Source organism: Vibrio sp. 10N.247.311.49, from assembly GCF_041467655.1.
Taxonomy (GTDB): domain Bacteria; phylum Pseudomonadota; class Gammaproteobacteria; order Enterobacterales; family Vibrionaceae; genus Vibrio; species Vibrio crassostreae_C.
The window spans coordinates 108398-130984 of the sequence record NZ_JBFSVA010000004.1 but is presented as its reverse complement, the minus strand read 5'-3'; the positions used below and the strand labels follow the sequence as shown (position 1 = coordinate 130984).

At 45.5% G+C, this 22587-nt stretch carries 20 protein-coding genes; 9 read left to right on the top strand and 11 right to left on the bottom strand.

Annotated features, from left to right (window positions below; all coding sequences use genetic code 11):
- The first annotated feature begins 173 nt into the window (after positions 1–173).
- Complete coding sequence (gene tolC, locus AB6E54_RS06425; RefSeq protein WP_017062911.1) at positions 174–1499, top strand: outer membrane channel protein TolC; 1326 nt, start codon at positions 174–176, stop codon at positions 1497–1499.
- A 129-nt stretch (positions 1500–1628) separates the two neighbouring features.
- On the opposite strand, the gene hldE is transcribed toward tolC, so the two are convergent.
- The 3 genes from hldE to AB6E54_RS06410 all read right to left on the bottom strand — a co-directional run bounded on the left by hldE (position 1629) and on the right by AB6E54_RS06410 (position 7512).
- Positions 1629–3059: a bifunctional D-glycero-beta-D-manno-heptose-7-phosphate kinase/D-glycero-beta-D-manno-heptose 1-phosphate adenylyltransferase HldE gene (gene hldE, locus AB6E54_RS06420; RefSeq protein ID WP_102332765.1), complete on the bottom strand. Its 1431-nt coding sequence runs from the start codon at positions 3057–3059 to the stop codon at positions 1629–1631.
- A 121-nt stretch (positions 3060–3180) separates the two neighbouring features.
- Positions 3181–6030, bottom strand: a complete 2850-nt coding sequence (gene glnE / locus AB6E54_RS06415; protein WP_017062913.1) for a bifunctional [glutamate--ammonia ligase]-adenylyl-L-tyrosine phosphorylase/[glutamate--ammonia-ligase] adenylyltransferase — start codon at positions 6028–6030, stop codon at positions 3181–3183.
- Positions 6031–6255: 225 nt separating this feature from the next.
- Positions 6256–7512: a methyl-accepting chemotaxis protein gene (locus AB6E54_RS06410; protein WP_017067682.1), complete on the bottom strand. Its 1257-nt coding sequence runs from the start codon at positions 7510–7512 to the stop codon at positions 6256–6258.
- A 97-nt stretch (positions 7513–7609) separates the two neighbouring features.
- Here AB6E54_RS06410 and AB6E54_RS06405 point away from each other — a divergent pair, with 97 nt between their 5' ends.
- Positions 7610–8359, top strand: coding sequence for a potassium channel family protein (locus AB6E54_RS06405; RefSeq protein WP_102321461.1), 750 nt, complete (start codon positions 7610–7612; stop codon positions 8357–8359).
- Positions 8360–8410: 51 nt separating this feature from the next.
- On the opposite strand, the gene AB6E54_RS06400 is transcribed toward AB6E54_RS06405, so the two are convergent.
- A complete protein-coding gene (locus AB6E54_RS06400; RefSeq protein WP_017067684.1) occupies positions 8411–9928 on the bottom strand; it encodes an inorganic triphosphatase in 1518 nt (505 codons plus the stop codon).
- A gap of 207 nt (positions 9929–10135) precedes the next feature.
- On the opposite strand from AB6E54_RS06400, the gene AB6E54_RS06395 reads away from it, so the two are divergent.
- The 3 genes from AB6E54_RS06395 (at position 10136) to AB6E54_RS06385 (ending at position 13024) form a co-directional block, all read left to right on the top strand.
- Positions 10136–10816 carry a TIGR00153 family protein gene (locus AB6E54_RS06395; RefSeq protein WP_010434644.1) on the top strand — a complete coding sequence of 227 codons (681 nt, stop codon included), beginning with the start codon at positions 10136–10138 and terminating at the stop codon, positions 10814–10816.
- Positions 10817–10944: 128 nt separating this feature from the next.
- Positions 10945–12207: an inorganic phosphate transporter gene (locus tag AB6E54_RS06390; protein ID WP_017061418.1), complete on the top strand. Its 1263-nt coding sequence runs from the start codon at positions 10945–10947 to the stop codon at positions 12205–12207.
- 205 nt (positions 12208–12412) lie between these two features.
- The gene (locus AB6E54_RS06385; RefSeq protein WP_017062917.1) at positions 12413–13024 is read left to right on the top strand and encodes a TIGR04211 family SH3 domain-containing protein; all 612 of its coding nucleotides are present in this window, start codon (positions 12413–12415) and stop codon (positions 13022–13024) included.
- Between the two features lie 105 nt (positions 13025–13129).
- Here AB6E54_RS06385 and AB6E54_RS06380 read toward each other — a convergent pair whose 3' ends face one another.
- Together AB6E54_RS06380 and AB6E54_RS06375 are read right to left on the bottom strand one after the other, a co-directional pair.
- Positions 13130–14122: a general secretion pathway protein GspB gene (locus AB6E54_RS06380; protein ID WP_017061416.1), complete on the bottom strand. Its 993-nt coding sequence runs from the start codon at positions 14120–14122 to the stop codon at positions 13130–13132.
- The gene (locus AB6E54_RS06375) at positions 14122–15792 is read right to left on the bottom strand and encodes an ExeA family protein (RefSeq protein ID WP_198599889.1); all 1671 of its coding nucleotides are present in this window, start codon (positions 15790–15792) and stop codon (positions 14122–14124) included. Before AB6E54_RS06375 ends, AB6E54_RS06380 begins: the two co-directional genes overlap by 1 nt.
- Positions 15793–15828: 36 nt before the next feature.
- On the opposite strand from AB6E54_RS06375, the gene AB6E54_RS06370 reads away from it, so the two are divergent.
- Positions 15829–17145, top strand: coding sequence for a multifunctional CCA addition/repair protein (locus AB6E54_RS06370; RefSeq protein WP_102332763.1), 1317 nt, complete (start codon positions 15829–15831; stop codon positions 17143–17145).
- Between the two features lie 91 nt (positions 17146–17236).
- Here AB6E54_RS06370 and AB6E54_RS06365 read toward each other — a convergent pair whose 3' ends face one another.
- Genes AB6E54_RS06365 through folB form a run of 3 tightly spaced genes read right to left on the bottom strand, consistent with a single transcriptional unit; the run spans position 17237 to position 18894 of the window.
- On the bottom strand, positions 17237–18040 hold the full coding sequence (locus tag AB6E54_RS06365) for an undecaprenyl-diphosphate phosphatase (protein ID WP_010434624.1): 804 nt from the start codon (positions 18038–18040) through the stop codon (positions 17237–17239).
- 15 nt (positions 18041–18055) lie between these two features.
- Positions 18056–18538 carry a 2-amino-4-hydroxy-6-hydroxymethyldihydropteridine diphosphokinase gene (gene folK, locus AB6E54_RS06360; protein WP_017062921.1) on the bottom strand — a complete coding sequence of 161 codons (483 nt, stop codon included), beginning with the start codon at positions 18536–18538 and terminating at the stop codon, positions 18056–18058.
- Positions 18535–18894, bottom strand: a complete 360-nt coding sequence (gene folB, locus AB6E54_RS06355) for a dihydroneopterin aldolase (protein ID WP_017061412.1) — start codon at positions 18892–18894, stop codon at positions 18535–18537. Before folB ends, folK begins: the two co-directional genes overlap by 4 nt.
- Positions 18895–19032: 138 nt before the next feature.
- On the opposite strand from folB, the gene plsY reads away from it, so the two are divergent.
- Positions 19033–19629 (top strand): glycerol-3-phosphate 1-O-acyltransferase PlsY, encoded by a 597-nt coding sequence (plsY, locus tag AB6E54_RS06350; RefSeq protein ID WP_009847793.1) that lies wholly within the window; start codon positions 19033–19035, stop codon positions 19627–19629.
- 43 nt (positions 19630–19672) lie between these two features.
- On the opposite strand, the gene AB6E54_RS06345 is transcribed toward plsY, so the two are convergent.
- Both AB6E54_RS06345 and tsaD read right to left on the bottom strand, forming a co-directional pair.
- Complete coding sequence (locus AB6E54_RS06345) at positions 19673–20488, bottom strand: alpha/beta fold hydrolase (RefSeq protein ID WP_017061411.1); 816 nt, start codon at positions 20486–20488, stop codon at positions 19673–19675.
- A gap of 106 nt (positions 20489–20594) precedes the next feature.
- A complete protein-coding gene (gene tsaD, locus AB6E54_RS06340) occupies positions 20595–21611 on the bottom strand; it encodes a tRNA (adenosine(37)-N6)-threonylcarbamoyltransferase complex transferase subunit TsaD (protein ID WP_017061410.1) in 1017 nt (338 codons plus the stop codon).
- Positions 21612–21869: 258 nt separating this feature from the next.
- On the opposite strand from tsaD, the gene rpsU reads away from it, so the two are divergent.
- Entirely contained in the window at positions 21870–22085 is a 216-nt protein-coding gene (gene rpsU, locus AB6E54_RS06335) for a 30S ribosomal protein S21 (protein WP_004396009.1), read from the top strand.
- Positions 22086–22110: 25 nt separating this feature from the next.
- Positions 22111–22554 (top strand): GatB/YqeY domain-containing protein, encoded by a 444-nt coding sequence (locus AB6E54_RS06330; protein ID WP_017069475.1) that lies wholly within the window; start codon positions 22111–22113, stop codon positions 22552–22554.
- Positions 22555–22587: the final 33 nt, after the last annotated feature.

The following is a 22587-nucleotide window of genomic DNA, read 5'->3' as shown; positions in this document are numbered from 1 at the left end:
CAAGGATAAGGTTCAACTTTTTATATAAAATTTATAATTAAAGTTAAGCTTTAATTATAAATATTGCACAAGTGGACAGTTAACTGTAAAAAAGTGCAAAGTTTCGAGTAAATTACCACCAAACTGGGTTAAACTCTTCTAAAGAAAATTCCATAAAAGGCAGGAATAGGAAAATGAAAAAACTGCTTCCACTATTTATCAGTGCAGCAATTGGCAGCCTGAGTTCGTCAGCTTTCGCTGATACGCTAGCTGAAGTTTACGACCAAGCAAAACAGAACGATCCACAACTTCTTCGTTCAGCAGCGCAGCGCGATGCCGCTTTTGAAGCAGTAACGTCAAGCCGTAGTGATTTGCTACCACAAATTAACCTAACAGCGAACTACGACATTAACCGTGGTGACAGAGATACTTCTGGTTCAGGTAGCTCAAGTATTGATAATAACACTTGGGGAGCAGCGATCGGCTTCACTCAAGAACTTTATCAACGCTCTTCATGGATCTCGTTAGATACAGCAGAGAAAACCGCTCGTCAGGCTGATTCAGCGTATGCAGCAGAGCAACAAGCTTTGATCCTGCGTGTAGCAACAGCATACTTCGAAGTACTGCGTGCTCAAGATAACCTAGAGTTCGTTCGTGCAGAAAAAGCAGCGGTTGCTCGCCAACTAGAGCAAACAAAACAGCGCTTTGAAGTAGGTCTTTCAGCAATCACCGATGTACATGATGCGCAAGCTCAATACGATGCTGTTTTAGCTGATGAAGTTTTAGCAGAGAACACTCTGATTAATAACTACGAAGGTCTACGTGAGATTACAGGTCAAGAACACTCTAACCTAAGCATCCTAGACACTGACCGTTTCTCAGCAAGCAAATCTTCTGAGTCTGCGATTGCACTGGTTGAACAAGCAGAGCAAAAGAACCTTAGTCTACTTGCTGCTCGTATCTCTCAAGACGTAGCAAAAGATAACATCTCTCTAGCAAGCTCTGGTCATCTACCTAGCCTAACTCTTGATGGTAGTTACGCTCTTACAGATCAATCAAACAGCTCAACTGATTATGATCAAGATAACCTAAACCTAGGCTTGAACTTAGTGGTACCTCTATATACGGGTGGTAGCACAACTTCTTTGACTAAACAGGCTGAATACAACTACGTTGCAGCAAGTGAAGATCTAGAAGCAACTTACCGTAGCGTTGTAAAAGACGTACGTGCCTTCAACAACAACATCACAGCTTCTATTGGTGCTCTACGCGCTTACGAACAGTCTGTTGTTTCAGCTCAGTCTGCTCTAGAAGCAACAGAAGCTGGTTTTGATGTGGGTACTCGTACTATCGTTGACGTACTAGATTCGACTCGCCGTCTATATGATGCGAACAAAAACCTTTCAGATGCTCGTTACAACTACATCCTAAGTGTTCTTCAGCTTCGTCAAGCGGTTGGTACGCTAAGCGAACAAGACATTGTTGATGTAAACGCAGGTCTAAAAGTAGCAAGTAAGTAACTCTTAATTACTCAAGTTACCGTTACAAAAATGCCGCTCATTGAGCGGCATTTTTATTATCTATTGAAAGCTAATTCTCAACCTAGCTCAAAGTTAAGCCTTGAGACTAGAAAACGGGAAGGCTAAGAGTTAGCCTCGACCACCTTTAATCGCTTTAATGATTTCAGTCGTAGAGCAACCATCTTCAAAGTTAAGTACTTTAACTTCACCACCAGCAGCAATCACTTCCGCACCACCAGCGATATCTTCAGGTTTGTAATCACCACCTTTCACAAGAATACTTGGCAATACCTCAGAGATTAAACGTTGAGGTGTATCTTCAGAGAATGGGACAACCCAATCAACTGCACCTAAGCCAGCCAATACCGCCATACGACGATCAGTTGGGTTCACAGGGCGACCAGGGCCTTTCAAGCGCTTCACTGATTCGTCCGTATTAACCGCAACGATCAAACGATCGCCCAACTCAGCCGCATGGTTCATGTAAGAAACATGACCAGCATGTAGAATATCAAAGCAGCCATTGGTCATAACTACCTTCTCGCCTTTCGCACGAGCACGCTTCACCGCTTCAACCAGTGCCGCTTCAGAGATAACGCCGTAGTCTGTGTCTTGACTACCGTGAATTGCTTCCGCTAACTCAATCGTAGATAGAGTAGATGTACCAAGCTTACCCACTACCACACCCGCAGCAGCGTTCGCCAGTGCACACGCCTCATCCAGTGGCTTACCAGCAGCAACGGAAGCTGCCAGTACCGAGATAACTGTATCACCCGCACCCGTCACGTCATACACTTCTTTCGCTTGAGTCGGCAAGTGGAATGGTGCCTGACCTTTACGTAATAAAGTCATACCATTTTCACTGCGAGTCACCAATAGAGCTTCAAAGTCATACTTCTCGATCAAGGCAATACCCTTCTCGATAAGATCTTCTTCTGATTTCACTTTACCTGCAACCAGCTCAAACTCTGCCATGTTTGGTGTAAGTAATGTCGCACCACGGTAGCGCTCTAAATCCGCACCTTTCGGGTCGATAAATACCGGAACCTTTGCCGCACGAGCTTTTTGAATAAAACTTTGCACATGCTCTAATGCACCTTTCGCGTAATCTGACAAGATAACCGAACGTACATTTGGTAGGGCTTGCTCCATGCGAGACAGAATAAGCTCTGGGTTGGTGTTTTCGAATTTGTCTTCAAAATCCAAGCGAATCAACTGCTGACCACGGCTCATCACTCGTAGTTTGGTGATGGTTGGATAGTCTTCTAACTCAACGAAATCACACTTAACCTTCAGAGCACCTAAAGTGCTTTTCAACACCTCAGCAGGCTCATCTTTACCAGTCAAACCAACAACATGAGCATGCCCACCAAGAGAGGCAATGTTCATTGCTACGTTGGCAGCACCACCAGGACGCTCTTCGTTATTTTCTACTTTCACAACGGGGACTGGTGCTTCTGGTGAAATACGGCCAGTTGGGCCATACCAGTAACGGTCAAGCATTACGTCACCGACAATAAGAACACCTGATTGGCTGTAGTCAGGTAGAATTGGTTTCATTGTTGAGCTCCAAAAATCGAATCTGGCTAGAGTCTAGCACACTGATTACAGTGGCTAAACTACAGATAAATGAGTAAAAGCCTATCAAGATAAACATAGCACTCGCTACGCTATGACTGAATTATGCTTCCATCCACTGCTTCCATGCCTGAACAACATGTTCTCTTTCCATTTCGAACTTTTCAATCGCCACATCCGCATCAAGGTTAAGTAGATTACGGTGGTGGATTTCATCCCTTAATGTGGTGTACGCATTGGTCAATGCCATACCTTGTTGCTCGTCCATTATCCCTTGCGACAACAAGCTTTCAAAGATTCTCACATTGTCACACCAACGAGTAAGCTTAGGTTTCTCGTTGCTGTATCTCAGCACTAAGTATTGCGCCAAGAACTCAATATCAGTAATACCGCCCGCATCTTGTTTAAGCATGAATCGATCGGCTTTTTTACCGCCTAAATGGCCACGCATTTTTTCACGCATATCCACAACTGACTTTTTGAGTGTTGCCTCATCTCGTGGCAAGCACAAAACCTCATGCCTAGTTTTGTTAAACGCAGATACCAATAAGTCATCACCGTAAATCATACGAGCACGAGTGAGGGCCTGGTGCTCCCATGTCCACGCGTCATTGTGCTGATACTCGTCAAAGGCATCGGTTGGACTCACCAATAGACCAGATGCACCAGAAGGGCGTAGGCGAGTATCGACTTCGTACAAAATGCCAGAAGCAGTTCTGGTCGAGAAAATATGAATAATACGCTGCGCTAATCTTAAGTAGAATTGGCGTCCATCGATCTCTTTCTTTCCATCAGTATAGATGTGTACCGGGCAGTCGTGCATGAACACGATATCAAGATCGGAGTTATAACCAAGCTCCCAACCACCGACTTTGCCATAACCAACGACAGCAAAACCGCGACCTTCGCGATCTTTAACATGGGTCGGTTCACCAAACTTGGCGGATACTTGTAACCAAGCTTGATTGACCCCCGCCTCCACAATGGCTTCTGCTAAGTAGGTCAGGTGATCACTGACCTTCATGACAGGTAGAGCACCCGCAATATCCGCGGCTGCAATTCTCAATATACAGGTCTGCTTAAACTGACGCAGACCTTCCATCTGTTGCTCCATATCATCTTCAGGGATACGGGCTAGATAATCACGCAACTCGGTCTTGTAAGACTCTAAAGGCACGGGATTGTAGAGTTGCTGAGGGTCGATAAGTTCATCTAACAGAATTGGATAACGACCCAACTGCTCCGAAATCATCGGGCTTGCCGTACACAGGCGAACTAGCTGAGTCAACGCGGCAGGGTGTTCATCTAGTAGTTCAAGGTAAGTGGTACGCGTAACGATTTTATGCAGCAGATGCAGTACTCGCGACAAACCAAACTCGGCATCCTTAGCGGTGTACAGCGCTTGAAACACTTTCGGCATCAGTCGATTGAGGACTTCCCGCCCACGAGGGCCAAGAGTCTTTTTAGCCAAATCGGCTTTAAACTGAATGATCGTTTTCGCCGCATCAGGCGGGCTCGCGACCGCAATGTCGTGTTCCAACACGTGCTCAATTACATCGGGTTTATGGGCCATATCCCACAACTCGCTAAAGTGGCTCGCGATCGGATTAGCGTCATCTTCATCAACGCCAATTAGGTCTTCGAACACGGTATGTACATTCGCCATATGGGCGCGAGTTGCCACAATCAAGCTATCCCAATCGGAAAATTGCATGGCAACCGCAAGCTGCAGTTGTTCGAATTCACCGTCAGGTAAGGTTTGAGTTTGCTTATCAGCCATGGCTTGTAACAGGTTCTCAAGGCGACGCAAAAACAGATAAGCTTCACGTAGGTGCCCCACCTCTTCAGACTCTAGCAGATGAAGGGATTCAATCGCACTTAAGGTTTCGAGTAACCCTCGACCGCGTAAGCTAGGCTCGCGTCCACCACGAATCAATTGGAAGACTTGTGCGATAAACTCAACTTCACGAATACCACCAGAGCCAAGCTTGATGTTGTTCGAGAGACCACGACGACGCACTTCGCTGCTGATCATAGACTTCATTCGGCGCAGAGATTGAATCGCACTAAAATCAATATAACGGCGGAACACAAACGGGCGTAGCATTTGGCGAAGCTCTTGATACTCAGGGTACATCTCACTGCCCATCACACGCGCTTTGACCATAGCGTAGCGTTCCCAATCGCGACCTTGTTCTTGATAGTAATCTTCTAGCGCAGCGTAACTCATGACCAGTGGACCACTCTCACCGAATGGACGCAGGCGCATGTCTACTCGATAACAGAATCCATCGAAGGTTTGCTGATCAAGCGCCTTAATAATACGTTGCCCGAGACGTGTAAAGAACTGCGCATTGGCAATGCTGCGTCTTGCACCTTGGGTTTCACCATTCTCTGGGTAGGTGAAGATCAGATCGATATCGGAAGAGAAGTTAAGCTCACCGCCCCCTAGCTTGCCCATACCAATGATCAACATCGGCTGTGCTTCGCCTTGTTCATTACAAGGTGTGCCCCACTCTTTACAACAAATATCGTACTGCCATTGGTAGGTTTCGAAGATCATCGCCTCAGCCAACATCGATAGATGATTTAGGCTCTGCTCTAGCTCCCACGAACCCATAAAATCACGCCAAGCAATGTAGGTCATTTCTCGATTTCGGAATTGACGCAGCACGCGCTGACCGCTCATTTCATCGGTGCAACTAGAAAGTAATTCAGCCAAGCGTTCTCGGTATCCTTCAGCGCGTTCTTCGCATGCCAACATATTAGGTAAGTCACCACATAAAACCGTATCACGCTGCAGGCAATCACCAATAAAACAGCTTAAACCGAGTACACGTTTAAGATCTTCAGTCAGTGGCTCAGACCAAGTATTGATGGCTTCACTTTGATGCTCTAATAATTGCTCAAAAGCAGACTGGGAGTGAGTGATGAGTTGAGAAGGCAATGGCATGTTTCTTCCTTGTATAAGCTGCGCGCCGAACAATCGGTTTATCGATTCAGTTCTTCAATAACGAGTTTTCATAACTAAAGATAAGTTATACCAAAGTTACGCCAATAAAAAACGCCCACATTAGCAATGTGGGCGTTTTATCGATTAACTTATCTGGTTGAGCTTACAACCGAGAAACAGTCTCTGGGAATTAGCCTTTGACGGATGAAGATTGGGTGCTGAGGACTAAACCTTAAATTGCTTAATCTTACCGTCGAGTTCTTGCGCGTTACTTTCCATAAGCTGAGAGGTCTCGAGCAGTTCACCAACCACCACAACTGAAGCTTCAACAAGCTCGCGTACATTGGTCAGGTTGATGCTCATCTCTTCAGCAACACTGCTCTGTTGGCCTGCAGCGGTCGCGATCTGGAAGTTCATATCATTGATTTGATTGACTTGGCTTACAATGCCGTCAAGCTCACTTCCCGCGTTAGTCACCAGATCAACACCTTCAGCCGCTTCAACAACACTCTTCTCCATCAGTTCTACCGCAGAGTTAGCGCTGCTTTGTAGATGACTGATCATGTCTTGAATCTCTACCGTCGCTTGCTGAGTGCGCTGTGCAAGGTTACGAACCTCATCAGCAACAACCGCAAAACCACGACCCGCTTCACCGGCACGTGCCGCTTCAATTGCAGCGTTCAATGCTAGTAGGTTTGTCTGTTCTGAAATGCCTTGGATAGTACCAACCACACTGCCAATTGAGTCAACGCGTTCTTCTACTTGGTTTACCGCTGCTGCAGATGCTGCGATATCTGAAGATAGCTCACTCATCTTAGACACTGATCCTTGAACGAACTTCTGACCAGTAAGAGCTTGGCCTGATGCCTGTTCAGTCAATGACGAAGCGCTTTGTGCATGCTCAGCGACAGTTTGCACCGTCGACGTCATCTCACTCATTGCTGTTGCCAGTTGATCGATCTCGTTGAACTCTTCTTGAGCTGACTCTTTGGTTTCAGACATGCTGATGGTCATCACTTCCGTCAGAGCAAACAGCTCATCAGAAGAGGCCACCTGAGTTTTGATCATGTCGTTCAGTTGGACGCGAGTTTTTTCAAGTTCGCGTGCCACATCGCCGTATTCATCTTTACAGTCCATTTGAATCGGCACTGATAAGTTCTTATCTGCCATGGTTTTAATGGCGTCATTAAGGTATTGAGTCTGGCGCAGCATAACGCGCGCCGCTGCTAACAGAAGAACCACAAACACAATGATCATCAAGGCTGTTTGCCAAGCCACTTGAACTAGGTAAGTCTCGTAATGTTGTTGTGCGACTTGCGCATTGTTCGTTACAGCAAGCAATGAATCGTAAAACGTACTTGCGTCCCATAGCTGCTTCGAAATGATCAAGATAGTGCTGAATATCATCAACATGACCATTTTTGGAACGAGACGAACGTCAGAGATTACCCTTTCCCACGGCTTGAATGACAGTTTAGTCATTGTCAGTTCTCCATTAATTCTTATATATTGATGGCTTCTATATCCGCGAGGTGGCTATGTCAGTCAAAGTTCGCGATTTATTTTGAGCCTCGTATGAATGTTGAATAATACCAAAGACGCCACCAAGCCGATGAGCTTATTGTCACTGATTCTCTCTTTCTTAGCGTTATTTGTGATCTCAGGCTTATTGTTCGTACCGATCGATAAAGAATCGAAACAAGTCCTTATCGGCCTCGATTTTATAATCTGTAGTGTTTTTCTTTTTCAGCTCACAATTGATCTATTTAGATCACAAAACAAAAAAGAATTTCTAAAAGTACACTGGATCGATTTCTTAGCAAGTATCCCAATGATCGAGCCTCTTCGTTTCGCCCGTATTTTTCAAATTCTGCGAGTCATCTTAGTTCTGCGTTCAAGTAAACGTATTTTCAGAGAGTTATTTCGTAATAGGAAAGAGACCACTTTCGCTTCCATCATTCTGCTTTTGGTGATCTTACTGACTATCGGTGCTGGCACGATCCTGCTATTGGAACACAAAGATCCGAACGCCAACATCACTACAGGTCATGATGCTTTATGGTGGGCGTTTGTGACCATCAGTACTGTGGGTTATGGCGACCATTACCCAGTGACAACTTCCGGTCAGTTAGTGGCTTCAATGGTGATCATCTGTGGTGTCGGTGTGTTTGGTATGATTTCAGGCTTGATTACTTCTTTGATCACCTCCCCAACTCATCATGAGAATCAACGAGCGGAAAACAAAGAGAAACACCTTGAGAAGATCATCGAGCAGCAACAGAAAATCTTAGAGCGACTCGAAAAACTTGAGCAACAAACAAAAAAATAGGGCCCGAGCCCTATTTTCAAATTCATACTTCTATTGATACAGGTATCGAGTTTAGTCTTGCCAGTATGGCTCAACCTCAACACTGATTTGGCGTGTCTGTTCCATCGCATGCAGAATGGACACTTCTTGACGAGCTAACCAACGCTCTAGCTGAAGCTTCTCATCGCCTTCCAGCTTCTCAGTCAAAGGCTCTAATGTTTTAAGTGCCAGCAAGTCATCAATGCCTTGCACCATATCGGCCCATGGCAAGCGGAAGCTGTTTCGTTCATCGTCATCATACAAACTCGCGAAACCAACGCCAGAATACAGATTACGCATCAAACGGTATTGCTGATCAATATACGCTTGGCTAGTCATCACTCGCTCTGGCGGGAAAGCTTCCATCAAATCGGCCCATGTGCGATCGAGTTGCTGCACGGAAAACCATTCGATACCACGAGCCATTTGCTCACGTGCTTTTTCATCTAAGAAAGGTTGCCAGCCACGAGACAAGATCCAACGGCTCAGATCTAATAATAAACCGGTGTATCGAGCAGAACTCAGCAAGGTCAGCAGGTCTTCACGATCTGGCAGTTGCTCTTGCATCTCTTTAAGCTCAGCGACCAAGAACTTACGTGCATCGAGCTTACGCAGCACGTGGCCTTTATCTTCGAGCAAATCTTCGAAGTGGTCATAACTTTTTAGCCAATCAAGTTCTTGCTCAAGCCACTTAAGTTCTTGGCGTAAAATAGCACTCGCGCGTCTTGGAACAATGTCACCATAGATAGTGAAGGTTTGACGAATAAAACTTAACGAATGGCTTATCTCATGTAACGCTTCAATCGATTGACGCTCAGTAAAAATCTGCTCGTGAGAGTGCCAATGAGCGAGAGCATGCTCTAAAGATTGAATGAAACATGATTCAACAGTATCACTTTTGTCAGTATCAACTAAGGTCAAAGGAGTGACTTCATCTCCTTGATAACCTTGAGCAAGACGGTAACCCTTAGCTGCTTTACTTAGGTTACCCAAACGCATGCCACCTTGTTCGCAGAATTGGCGAGACAATGTAAATAGCGCATCCGTTTGACCGGATTTAAGTTCCAATTCGACTTCGCAAATCGGTTCTTGCAGGTCGCCTGATTCAACAAAGCCTTGATCGAATGCGACCTCGACTTGGCTACCATCAGGCATACCAATCAACCACTGCTCACGCGTGAAGTTGGTAGAGAACAGAGGAGTCAGCTCAGCTTGCAACGTTTCGATGTCTTTACCTGCTGGCCAGATATCCTCTGGGTGCAGGGCTAACTTAGGTTCGTTGCTGTCGTGTTCTGCATTGTATTCAGGCCTTTGATGCAGGCCAGCAACCACACGACCAGCAGTCTTTACGGTTTGTACAAATACGTCATCAAAGCGTCGAATGCGTAAGCCTGTATCGTGCTTACGTAGCCAGTTGTCAGCGGTGTCAAAGTAGATGTTACCTAGCTCACGACAACTGTGCTGAAGTACTTTAGTTTCAGCAATTTTATTGCGTAAAGTCTCTGAAAATTCAGGAGAAACAAAAAACTTCAGTTCTATCTCGGTTTCCATAGTTATACCTTTCTGTGAAGATAGGGACAGGATATTGCCAATTTGAAAAGTCGGCAAGTCAGAAATATCGCCCTTATGATGATCTAAAACAGTTTTAATGAGAGATTGATTAGGTTAACATGCGCGACTTTGTAGCCATCGCTTAACATTTCACCATGAATATGGTGTATGTTGTTTTAAGGTTATTATTTATTAGGTTGGATGACCATGCCAGTAAATACAATTATGGGGTTATTTGCAAAGTCCCCAATTAAACCTTTGCAGCGTCACGTAGTATGCGTGAACGAATGTTGTTCTCACCTAGTTAATTTCTTTGAAGTTTCTTCAAAAGGTGACTGGGAAAAAGCATCAGAAATTCGAGCTCAAATTTCTCACCTTGAGAAAGAAGCTGACGTACTAAAACGTGAAATTCGCCTTAAACTTCCTCGTGGTTTGTTTATGCCAGTTGATCGCACCGATATGTTGGAGCTATTAACTCAACAAGACAAACTCGCAAACCTAGCGAAAGACATTGCTGGCCGTGTATATGGTCGTCAACTTGTCATTCCTGCTCCTATGCAAGAAAACTTCATCGCTTACGTTAAACGTTGTCTAGATGCAGCGAACCAAGCACAAAACGTAATCAATGAATTAGACGAATTACTTGAGACTGGCTTTAAAGGCCGTGAAGTAACACTCGTTGCCGAAATGATTCATCAATTAGATGTAATTGAAGATGACACGGATGCGATGCAGATCGAACTACGCCAACAACTAATGGCAATTGAAGGCGATCTGAATCCAGTTGATATCATGTTCTTATACAAAATTCTTGAATGGGTTGGTGGTATTGCAGATCAAGCACAGCGTGTAGGCGCTCGTCTTGAAGTAATGCTTTCTCGATCTTAAATCATACGTTAACCATATAACGAAGAGCATTTTTTGAACAAACCACTTATGCGCTGAGTATTCCTCTCGCTGAGCGGTTTTTTGCGTCTAAATTTGTTCCGCTTGTTATCAAACAACTAGGTATTACGATGGATATCCTTGCTAACTACGGCACTGTCCTGATTATTGTTGCAGCAGCTTTCGGTTTCTTGATGGCTATTGGTATTGGTGCAAATGACGTTGCGAACGCAATGGGCACCTCAGTAGGCTCTAAAGCTTTAACCGTTAAACAAGCGATCATTATCGCAATGATCTTTGAATTCGCAGGTGCTTACCTTGCGGGCGGCGAAGTAACAGACACGATCCGTAAAGGTGTTATCGAAACGTCTCTATTCGCTCATCAACCAGATGTACTTGTGTACGGCATGATGTCAGCACTTCTTGCTGCGGGTACATGGCTACTTCTCGCTTCTTACATGGGCTGGCCGGTTTCTACGACTCACTCAATCATCGGTGCAATCATCGGTTTTGCGTGTATTTCTGTAGGTACTGAAGCTGTAGACTGGAACAGTGTTCAAGGTATTGTGGGTAGTTGGATTATCACACCCGTTATTTCCGGTTTCTTCGCTTACGTCATATTTGTAAGTGCTCAACGACTGATTTTTGATACAGAGAACCCGCTATTTAACGCGAAACGCTTTGTACCGGTATACATGTTCATTACAACAATGGTAATTGCACTTGTAACCATCAAGAAAGGCCTTAAGCACGTTGGTCTTCACCTAAGCAACACTGAAGCATGGGTTTGGGCTGCTGGCGTTTCTGCGCTTGTAATGATCGGCGGTTACCTATACATCCAGAAGAAATTCGCTAACCGCGAAGAAGACCACGGCTTTGCAGGTGTTGAAGGCATCTTCTCTGTACTCATGGTTATCACAGCTTGTGCGATGGCATTTGCACACGGTTCAAACGACGTTGCGAACGCGATTGGTCCACTGTCTGCTGTTGTATCAACCGTTGAGCACATGGGTGAAATCACAGGTAAGAGTACTATCGCATGGTGGATTCTTCCTCTAGGTGGATTCGGTATCGTTGTTGGTCTTGCAACAATGGGTCATAAAGTAATGGCAACCGTTGGTACTGGTATTACAGAACTAACACCAAGCCGTGGCTTTGCTGCACAACTTGCAACTGCATGTACGGTTGTACTAGCTTCAGGTACTGGCCTTCCAATCTCTACTACACAAACACTCGTTGGTGCTGTTTTAGGTGTTGGTTTTGCTCGTGGTATCGCAGCACTAAACTTAGGCGTTGTACGTAATATCGTGGCTTCTTGGATTGTGACACTACCTGCAGGTGCTCTACTTGCTGTTGTGTTCTTCTACGGAATTCAAGCTGCGTTTACTATGTAATCGCGACTGCGTTAGTGAATACTAGCGTCAGAACAGTGTGAGCTTCAGTAACGATATGTAAATGCCATGTCATTATTGACTCAAACGCACAGAAAGGGAGGCTTTGCCTCCCTTCTTTGTTGCACCGCATAAAGAAACTAAATATTATTTGCTGATTGAGGCTGACTCATACGCCTACCCAATTTGAATCGTTAAGGGATTTACTGTGAAAAAACTGATTAGCTTAGTTTTGTTCGCAATGCTTGCGGCTCCAGCTGCCTTTGCACAAGACCGTTATATTGCTGACAAACTATTTACTTATATGCATTCTGGCCCAAACAACACATTCCGTATCATCGGTAGTGTTGATGCTGGTGAAAAGATTACATTCCTACAAACTAACAAGAGTACGGGTTACACCCAAATTCAAGACAACCGTGGCCGTAAAGGTTGGGTTGAAAGCAAGTTTGTAAGCACTCAAGAAAGCATGGCACTGCGTATGCCTAAGCTAGAGAAAGAGCTGACGGAAGTTAAAGGCAAGCTAGCGAATGCTCGTCAGAGTGCTGACAGCGAAAAAGCTGGCCTAGCAAGCTCTCTAGATTCTCGTAACAAGCAGATTGCTGAACTAGAACAGAACTACAGTGAAATTAGCCAACAGCTAACGAGTTCTCAAACAGAGAACCGTGAACTGCGCGCTAAGCTAGACACTCAAAAAGACGACCTACTATTGAAGTACTTCATGTACGGTGGTGGTGTTGCGGGTATTGGTCTACTTCTAGGCCTTGTTCTGCCACACATCATGCCTCGTCGCAGAAAATCACCAAACGGTTGGGCGTAGACGTAACGCTTGTATCAGGTACAGTAAATTCAGTATCGAAGATCAAAAAGGAGCACCGAGGTGCTCCTTTTTATTTGTCTGTTATCTAAATACGTATAGAAATCGCTAACCTTTCCACTCGTACAGAGCCGGGATTTCTATCTTCTGTTGATTGAACTCTATGATCACTGATTGTGGCTTAATCTCTAGTAATTGAATGTCTTGTCCAATCCAATCTCCTTGCGCCACTTCTTGGCCGTTCACTTTTACCCAACGTTTGGTCTCGCTGCTCGAGTACATATGGGTTTGTAGGTCTAACTTAGGAAGGACGCCTGATAAGCTATTGGTGTGCGTTTCCAGCTCAATGACCTGAGAACCCCTTTGCCCTGAGGGTCTAGAATCCATCGGCTCAGGAGCGCTTTGTTGCTCCCCCATAATGGATTCAAGCTTCAATGCCAAATCAGGTGGCAACTCACTGAGGTCTAGCCCTTGCAGCAGATCACTGTCCGATTGTAAGTCACTATTTGATTGCTGATCAGTGCTTGATTGCAGAGCAGTCGTTTCATCACTCGCGCCTGGCTGAACGGATGACGATTCAGAACTGGCTGTCATTTGAGTGTTGTTATCAGCATTAGCGAAGATCACTGCTGAGCCACCAGCGGTGTTTGCACGATTAGCGCCAGAATCAATCTGTGCATACATCTCTTGGCGTGGCAATGCTTTCAACGGTTGGCTCGCCGGTGCAGGGCGAACGGTGAACAAGGCATCTTCTTCCTCAGACACGGCATCCATGCTTGCTATATCAGCATCCGCAATTTCAGGCTCAATGTCTGATTCAGTTTTAAATTCTGGCAGAGCGACATTGGCAGCTTGGTTCACGGCTTCTTGTTGTTGGATATACGATTGATAAGCCAAGACGCCACCCACCAACAAAGAAGGAACCAAGATTAAGAGTAGCCCCATCGCTAACGATGAACCTCGCTTGTTGCTCATCCCTTTTGCAGAATTAGGAACATGATGATTCTGGTAGCCTTTGAAGCTTGGTTTGCTAAGAGAGTGCTGATTAATAGAAGATGGCTTGTGAGACGGCTGTTTAAGTTCGTGCATAATACGTGACATTAGCTTTCGCCCCCTTCTAGTGACATCAGCTTAGGCGAATCGAGTTGAGCTAATCTCTGCAATCTTGCTAAGGTGCGCTTACCTGCAATGCCATCAACAGACATACCTTGCCACGTTTGAAATGCTTCGATTTTCATTTTTAACTCATAATCAAATACATCACTACCGGAAACAACCTCTCCTAATACTTCAGAAAGCAGTAGATCAAGCAAAGCAACCGCTTCACCTTGATAGCCCTCTTTAAGGGTCTCTCGCAGCGGCTGCTTCCAAATAGCGACGTAATCGCCTTGCCAGATTTGCTCTAAGGATTGCTTCGGCATCACCAACAGCTTTTCATTAACCAGTAGCTCGACAGAATCCTTAGACACGCCATACAGCACAGCAAACACTGGTTTTTGGTCTATGTCGAGATTAAGTACCACAGGAACACCAAGTTCTAACAAGGTATCCAAACTGGCCTGCTGCTGCTCACACACAAAAACACTTTGTGGCTCACTTAAGCACAATCCATCACGCAGTGAAGATTGATATCCCCACAGCGTATACAAGTCTTTGATAGCGAGAGAACGATTGGTCCCCTGCATCAAATGTTGTTGAATATCTTGTGGCAAAGCAAACTTGGCAGGTTTTGGCTCAGCAACCAACTGAGGTTCATTCGCCACCAAAGAGCGCTGAGCCTGTGCAGACACTTCCGTCTTTGCTCCATTTGATGTATCCGTAGGCAACCAAGCATTGATATAGCTTGGAGCGAAGTTAAAGGTCGCTATTGCAAGACCAACGCTTAACGTCGCAATCCCTGCGTATTGGAATAACTTAGGCGCGACACGAGAAGTTAGAGCTTTCTCGACGTGATACACATCGGCCTGAAAGGACATAACCTGCTGACACGCTCGGTTAACCGTTTCATTGCTCGGTAGCTGCTCACCGTCATGAAAAGCCAACTGCAGTGCTTTATCACACACCAAGTTAATGAGCCTTGGAATACCATGCGTATATTGAGCAATCAGCTTGATAGAACGGTTCGAAAACAACATCTGCTCGCCACCCGCCGTCTCCAAACGAAACGCGATGTACTTGCCCGTTTCTTCGGTATTAAGAGGCAGTAAGTGATAACGACCAGTAATGCGCTGTGCTAGCTGACGTAGCTGCGTGGTTTGTAAGTGCTGTTGTAATTCCGGCTGGCCGACCAACAGTACTTTTAACAGCTTACGATTGTCGGTTTCCAAGTTTGTTAGAAGGCGTAACTGCTCCAACACATCGGCAGCGAGGTGTTGGGCTTCATCGATCACCAATAGGGTTTGAATGCCTTCGGCATGGCTATCAAGTAGAAAATAATGAATAGCCTGACTGAGCTGTTTCAACGATGCTTGTTCTGGGTACTCGACCTCAAACTCATCGCAGATAGCTTCTAGTAAATCCGTATTTGAAAACGTAGGGTTAAGTATAAGGCCAGCCTGAGTATGACTATCCAATGAAGACAACATCGCCTTAGCGACCGTTGTTTTCCCTGTACCAACCTCACCAGTAAGCATCGCAAAGCCCCCACCCTCGCCTAAACCGGCTTGTAGGTTCTGCATCGCTTCTTGATGGCGCTGACTCAAAAACAAGTAGCGAGAATTTGGTACAATCGAAAATGGCATCTCAACGAAGCCAAAATATTCCTTATACATGTGCTGCCCTATAATTACGATTAATGGAAAGTACCATTGCTTGCAGTAAAGTCCAGCAGTGATAAAACATTTCGAGGTGATAAGTTGCAAATATACGATAGCCTACCAAAAGACAATGGGCTACAGCGCTACCTAGTCGGTGGAGCGGTGCGCGATAAGCTGCTCAACATTGATAGCTATGATAGAGATTGGGTTGTGGTAGGGAGTACCCCTCAAGAGATGGAAAACCTTGGCTTTACTGCAGTGGGCAAAGACTTCCCCGTATTCTTGCACCCAAAAACCAAAGAAGAGCACGCACTGGCTCGCACCGAAAGAAAGTCAGGTTCGGGTTACACAGGTTTCGAATGTTACTTCGCGCCAGACGTGAGTTTGGAAGAAGATCTCATGCGTCGAGATTTGACCATCAACGCCATTGCTCAAGACGATAAAGGCCAGCTTTACGATCCTTACCATGGCCAAAAAGATCTCTCGGATCGTATCTTAAGACACGTTTCAGACGCTTTTGTTGAAGACCCTCTTCGTGTACTGCGTGTGGCTCGCTTCGCCGCCAAGCTTCACCATCTTAACTTCACGGTTGCACCTGAAACCATGGATATGATGAGTGAGATCGTCCAATCTGGTGAGCTGGCACACCTTACTGCAGAGCGAGTTTGGCAAGAGTGGCATAAGTCTCTTAGTACACCGCACCCTGAAGTGTTCCTCTCTGTATTGAAAGAGTGTGGTGCATTGGCAGTCGTATTACCTGAGATTGACGCTCTATTTGGCGTCCCTCAACCTGAAAAATGGCACCCTGAAATCGACACGGGTATTCACACTCTGATGGTTGCTCAGCAAGCCGCACTATTAAGCCCATCGCTACCGGTACGCTTTGCAGCTCAAGTGCATGACTTAGGTAAAGGCGTCACACCACAAGCTGAATGGCCAAGCCATAAAATGCACTGCCACACAGGTGTTAAGATAATCAAGAAACTGTGTGAGCGAGTGAGAGTGCCCAATGAGTTCAGAGACCTTGCGTTGTTAGTGTGCGAGCAACATTCTAATATCCACCGCGCAGGCGAGCTCAAACCAACCACCTTTCTCAAGGTTCTCAACAAGTTCGATGTTTGGCGTAAGCCAGATAGGCTCGACGATATACTACTTTGCTGCCAGGCCGACCACGCAGGCCGAAAAGGATTACAAGATCAGCCTTATCCTCAAAAAGCGCGCTTTGAAGTCGCCTACCAAGCGGCGCTTCAAGTCGAAGTAAAAGCGATCATTACCGATGGTTTTAAAGGCAAAGATATTCGAGAAGAACAAGAGAAACGCAGAGCCATCGCAATTGAAAACGCCCTATCAGAACTCGCTAGCAGTTAATCGTCGCCGCTCTACCTAAAACGTATAAAAAGCCCGCAGTTAAGCGGGCCTTTTGTTTCAATTCTTACAGCGAGACCGTTGCCTGTGTCTGTTACTGCATCATTAAGAAAGCAAACAGACCACAACCTAGAATCAGGCGGTAGATAACGAACGGTGTCATGCCCATACGAGAGATAAGCTTCAAGAAAAAGTGGATACAGATGTAAGCACTGATGAAAGACACCGCAACGCCCGTTAGCAAAGTGCCAACATGGATTGGATCACCGCTTGTCACCAACTTAAGACCTAAATAACCACCAGCCAGAGTGATGATTGGGATAGACATCAAGAAAGAGAATCGAGCCGCCGCTTCACGTGTGAAACCAAGGTAAAGCGCCGCGGTAATGGTTGCGCCAGAACGAGACGTGCCCGGAATGATCGCCATTGCTTGAGCAAGACCAATAAACAGCGCCTTTTTCCAACCCGCTTGGTATTCGTCATCGCGCAGGCTTGAGTTCTTGTCCACCCACCATAACAATAGACCAAAGATAATCGTTGTCGTCGCGATCACCCACGCACTGCGTAAGTAAAGCTCAACAATATCTTTCATCAACAAGCCAAAGATACACGCAGGAATCGTCGCGAGAATGATCATCCACGCTAACTTCGCTTCTTTACTACGATCGCCTTTAAACACTGAACCAAAGAATGCGCTCAACAGAGAGACCACTTCTTTACGGAAATAGATAACAACAGCTGCCAAAGTACCAACGTGGACAGCAACATCAAAAGCCAAACCTTGATCTTCCCAGCCTAAAACAGCTGAAGGAAGGATTAGGTGTGCAGAACTGGAAATAGGTAAAAACTCTGTAAAGCCTTGCACCAACGCCAATATAAACGCTTCAAAATAACTCATTACTTACCTTAAAAATTATAGTTTTATATCTACGACAGAGAGCGAGTCTAATTGCTGCATCTTCTGCCATATTTCACTGACGGTTCTTCCGTCTTGCGGGATCACTCGCGCAGGACAAAGATCATAAAGCGGCTGTGTTACAAAAGGATATTTGTAGATATCACTGCGTGGTAATTCTGGTTCACACTCAGAAACCTCCTCTCCAAACAGCACAATATCAAGATCGAGTTTTCGATCTTGTAGTTTGTGCGCATCTTGAGAGCGACCCCATTTAAACTCAATTTTACGCAGCTGCTGTGAAAATTCAGTCAATGAGAGTGACGTGTCGAGCTCTATCACAAAGTTATAAAACGGATGGCTATTAAAACCCACGGGCTCACAGTGATAGATTTTAGAGCATTTAAGGTTAGTCCCTAACGATTGAAGCTCTGTCCATGCCACCCTTGCATGCTTGTCGCGGTCTATGTTCGTGCCAACACCAACATAGGCTACTGTCATGCTTGACCTCGTTCGATGATCACACCAACGGCTTTTGCTTGTGGCACTGCGCCAGGTTTAGCCAATCGGATTTTAATCCACGGCACAGAGAACTGAGTCATAATAAGCTCTGCGACTTCTTCAGCAACACGTTCTACGAGTAGAAAACGGCCATTTGCAATGTGCTCAAGTACTGCAGTGCTCACTTTCGAATAATCCAAAGCATCAACCACATCATCACTCTTGCCTGCTGGGCGGTTGTCATGAGCCATTTCAATATCAAGCACCAGTTTCTGTTTGATCTCTTGTTCCCAATCGTAAACACCGATCGTTGTAATTACTTCTAGCTGTTCAATGAAAACTTTATCCAGTGCCATGACTTGTCCTTTTAGAGGTCGGATACCCATATAGGGGAAAAAAACGTATTATTTGCGTAATTCGAGATATGATATCAATTACTCTTGGATTGAGCATTATTTTCCCATCGTTAGGCGTATAACCGTTAAAGGACAGACATGACCCCATTGGCACTTATCATGATCATTGCTGCCTACTTACTAGGTTCAATCTCTAGTGCGGTCTTGATATGCCGAGTTTTGAGGCTCCCAGATCCTCGAACAGTAGGTTCTAACAACCCAGGAGCAACCAATGTCCTGCGTGTTGGCGGTAAAGGCGCAGCAGCTGCCGTCCTTTTGTGTGACATGCTGAAAGGCACTATCCCTGTCTGGCTTGGCTACTACCTCAAGATCGACCCAATCATTCTTGGGGTTGTGGCAATTGCGGCGTGTCTTGGCCATATGTATCCGATCTTCTTCCACTTCAAAGGTGGTAAAGGCGTGGCAACCGCACTCGGCGCTATCGCCCCAATAGGGTTCGATCTAACCGGAATGATCATGGCGACTTGGTTAGTGGTCGCGTTTTTGTTTCGTTACTCTTCTTTAGCTGCACTGGTTACTGTGCTACTTGCCCCTTTCTACGCTTGGTTAGTCAAACCTCAATACACACTGCCTGTAGCCATGTTGTGTTGTTTGATCGTGTTGCGTCACCATCAGAATATCCGCCGCCTACTCGATGGCAGCGAACCAAAACTCGGACAAAAAAAATCGGCTTAAACTGTCACGTCTAAGCCGAACCATAATATTCAGTATTTAAAGCTTATAGCAGATGTTTATCTAAAAACGTCTTCAGCATTGTGTTCACAAACTCTGGTTGCTCTAACGAGCTAATATGACCTGCGCCAGGAATCACCACTAATTCACTGCCCGTAATGCAATCGTGCATTAGGTATGACTCAAGTACCGGACGTGGTTTATCTTCTTGTCCTACAGCAATCAAAACAGGCAGAGCAAAGTTCTCTACCGATTCAATCATATCGCGACGTCCAAACACCATTCGACCAATTCGTGCCACTTCTTCAGCGTTGTCGCCCTCAAGAGCTGATAACTGCTGAGTAAAACCTTCAACTAAAGCTGGCGTGTTGGTTTGCGTATCATTAGCGAAGAACAGTGGAACAACCGCTTCAACAATTGGCTGAGGAACCGTCTTGGTTTGAGTGATGGTATCTAACATGCTGAAGTACTTTGCGTGAGCAACTTCTGGTTCTAAACCCACAAAAGTATCCATTAGAACCAAAGACTTAATACGTGCAGGTGCAAGTTCCGCTAACTCAGTCCCCCACATACCGCCAACCGATAAGCCAACCACTGAGAATTCTTCGATCTCTAAATGATCAAGCAGAGCCAAAACGTGCTGAGCGTAATCTTTCAAGTTACGCATCGAAGTGGGTGCTGCTTGAGATTCACCATGAGACCAAAGCTCTGGAACAATACAGCGATACTGAGTTTTTAACGCTTCGATCTGCGGCTTCCACATTGCACTATCCCAAAGGTAGCTGTGGCCGAGTACAACAACAGGGCCTTGACCTTCATCTAGGTACGCCATCGATTGATTGTCTACTGTGAACTTGTTCATTTTCTTCCCTAATCTCTATCAGCAATTATTTATCGACATACAGTCGGTAAGCTAGGATATAAAAACGGCCGCACAAGGCGACCGTTTATCGAAACACTATATTCAATTACGCAATTGGCTCTAGCTGGTCAATAGGCCAACGCGGAGTGGCATGAACAGACAAATCAGCCGTTTCGCCATTCTTCAAGCGCTGCATACCCGCATAAGCGATCATCGCACCATTATCTGTACAGAATTCTGTGCGTGGGTAGTACACCTCACCACCGACTTTCTTAGCAAGAGCTTCAAGCTCAACACGCAGTTGTTTGTTGGCACTTACACCGCCAGCAATCACTATACGTTTCATGCCCGTTTCAACCAAGGCTCGCTTACACTTGATTACTAAGGTTGCACAAACAGCTTCTTGGAATGCATAAGCGATATCAGCGCGAGTTTGGTCATCATTATCGTTATCGCGAATGGTATTCGCTGCGAACGTCTTCAAACCAGAAAAGCTCATATCTAGACCCGGACGATCGGTCATTGGACGCGGGAACTTAAAACGACCCGGAGTGCCTTTTTCCGCCAAACGAGATAACAGTGGACCACCAGGGTAATCTAAGCCCATCAGTTTCGCGGTTTTATCAAACGCTTCACCCGCTGCATCATCAATCGATTCACCAAGGATTCGGTATTCACCAATACCTTTCACTTCTACCATCATGGTATGGCCGCCAGAAACCAGCAGAGCCACAAATGGGAATGGTGGTGGGTTATCTTCTAGCATTGGCGCAAGAAGGTGACCTTCCATATGGTGAACAGGCACTGCAGGCACTCCCCACGCATAAGCAATACTGCGACCAATCGTTGCACCAACCAGCAGTGCACCCACTAAACCAGGGCCAGCCGTGTAAGCCACACCATCAATGTCTTTCGACGTTAGGTTCGCTTCAGCTAATGCCGCTTTAATAAGAGGAATTGTTTTTTTCACGTGGTCACGTGAAGCTAGCTCAGGTACCACACCACCGTAATCGGCGTGCAGCTTTACTTGGCTATATAATTGATGAGAAAGCAGCCCTTGCTCATCATCATAAATCGCGATTCCTGTTTCATCACAAGAGGTTTCAATACCAATAATGCGCATAATTTTCTCGGCACGCTTTCGTCTAAAATGGGAAATTAGCGCAATATTACCCTGCCTAAGCTCTTCAAACAAATATTGTACAGACTATAATCGACAAAGTGCTTTACAAAGCCACTGTGATCGGATTAAAATTCCGCACCATTTTTGATCAAGCTGGTTAATGGCCAAACGCGAATAGAGAGTTAGCTCGATGGGTAACTTCTCTGATTTGGTACTGAGTAGCCAGCGATAATGAATAACCCCTGAGGTGAAAGGCATATGCCAATAGTTAAAGTACGTGAAAACGAACCGTTCGACGTTGCACTACGTCGTTTCAAGCGCTCTTGTGAAAAAGCAGGTATCCTTTCTGAAGTTCGCCGTCGCGAGCACTACGAAAAGCCAACTACAGTTCGCAAACGCGCTAAAGCAGCAGCTCAAAAGCGTCACGCTAAGAAGCTAGCTCGCGAAAACGCACGTCGCGTTCGCCTGTACTAATAACTTAATCCATAAGGACTGAGTTATGGCTCTTATTGAACAACTCAAAGAAGAGCAAAAATTAGCGATGAAAGCCAAGGACAAACCGCGCCTTGGCACTATCCGCTTAGCTCTTTCAGCAATTAAGCAACGTGAAGTTGACGAACGGATCACTCTGAACGACGACGACATTCTTGCTGTATTAGTTAAAATGGTTAAGCAACGTCGCGATTCTGTTGCTCAATATGAATCAGCAAATCGTCAAGATCTTGCTGACGTGGAAAAAGCAGAAATTACGGTACTTGAAGGCTTTATGCCTCAACCGCTAACTGATGAAGAAGTTATTGCACTACTTGATAGCGCAATCGCCGAAGCTCAACCTGCGGGCATGCAAGACATGGGTAAAGTAATGGCTATCTTGAAACCACAAATTCAAGGGCGTGCAGATATGGGGAAAGTTAGTGGTTTAGTTCGTTCTAAACTCGCTTAATCCCAAATCAAATTGCAACAAGCCGTGCAATCC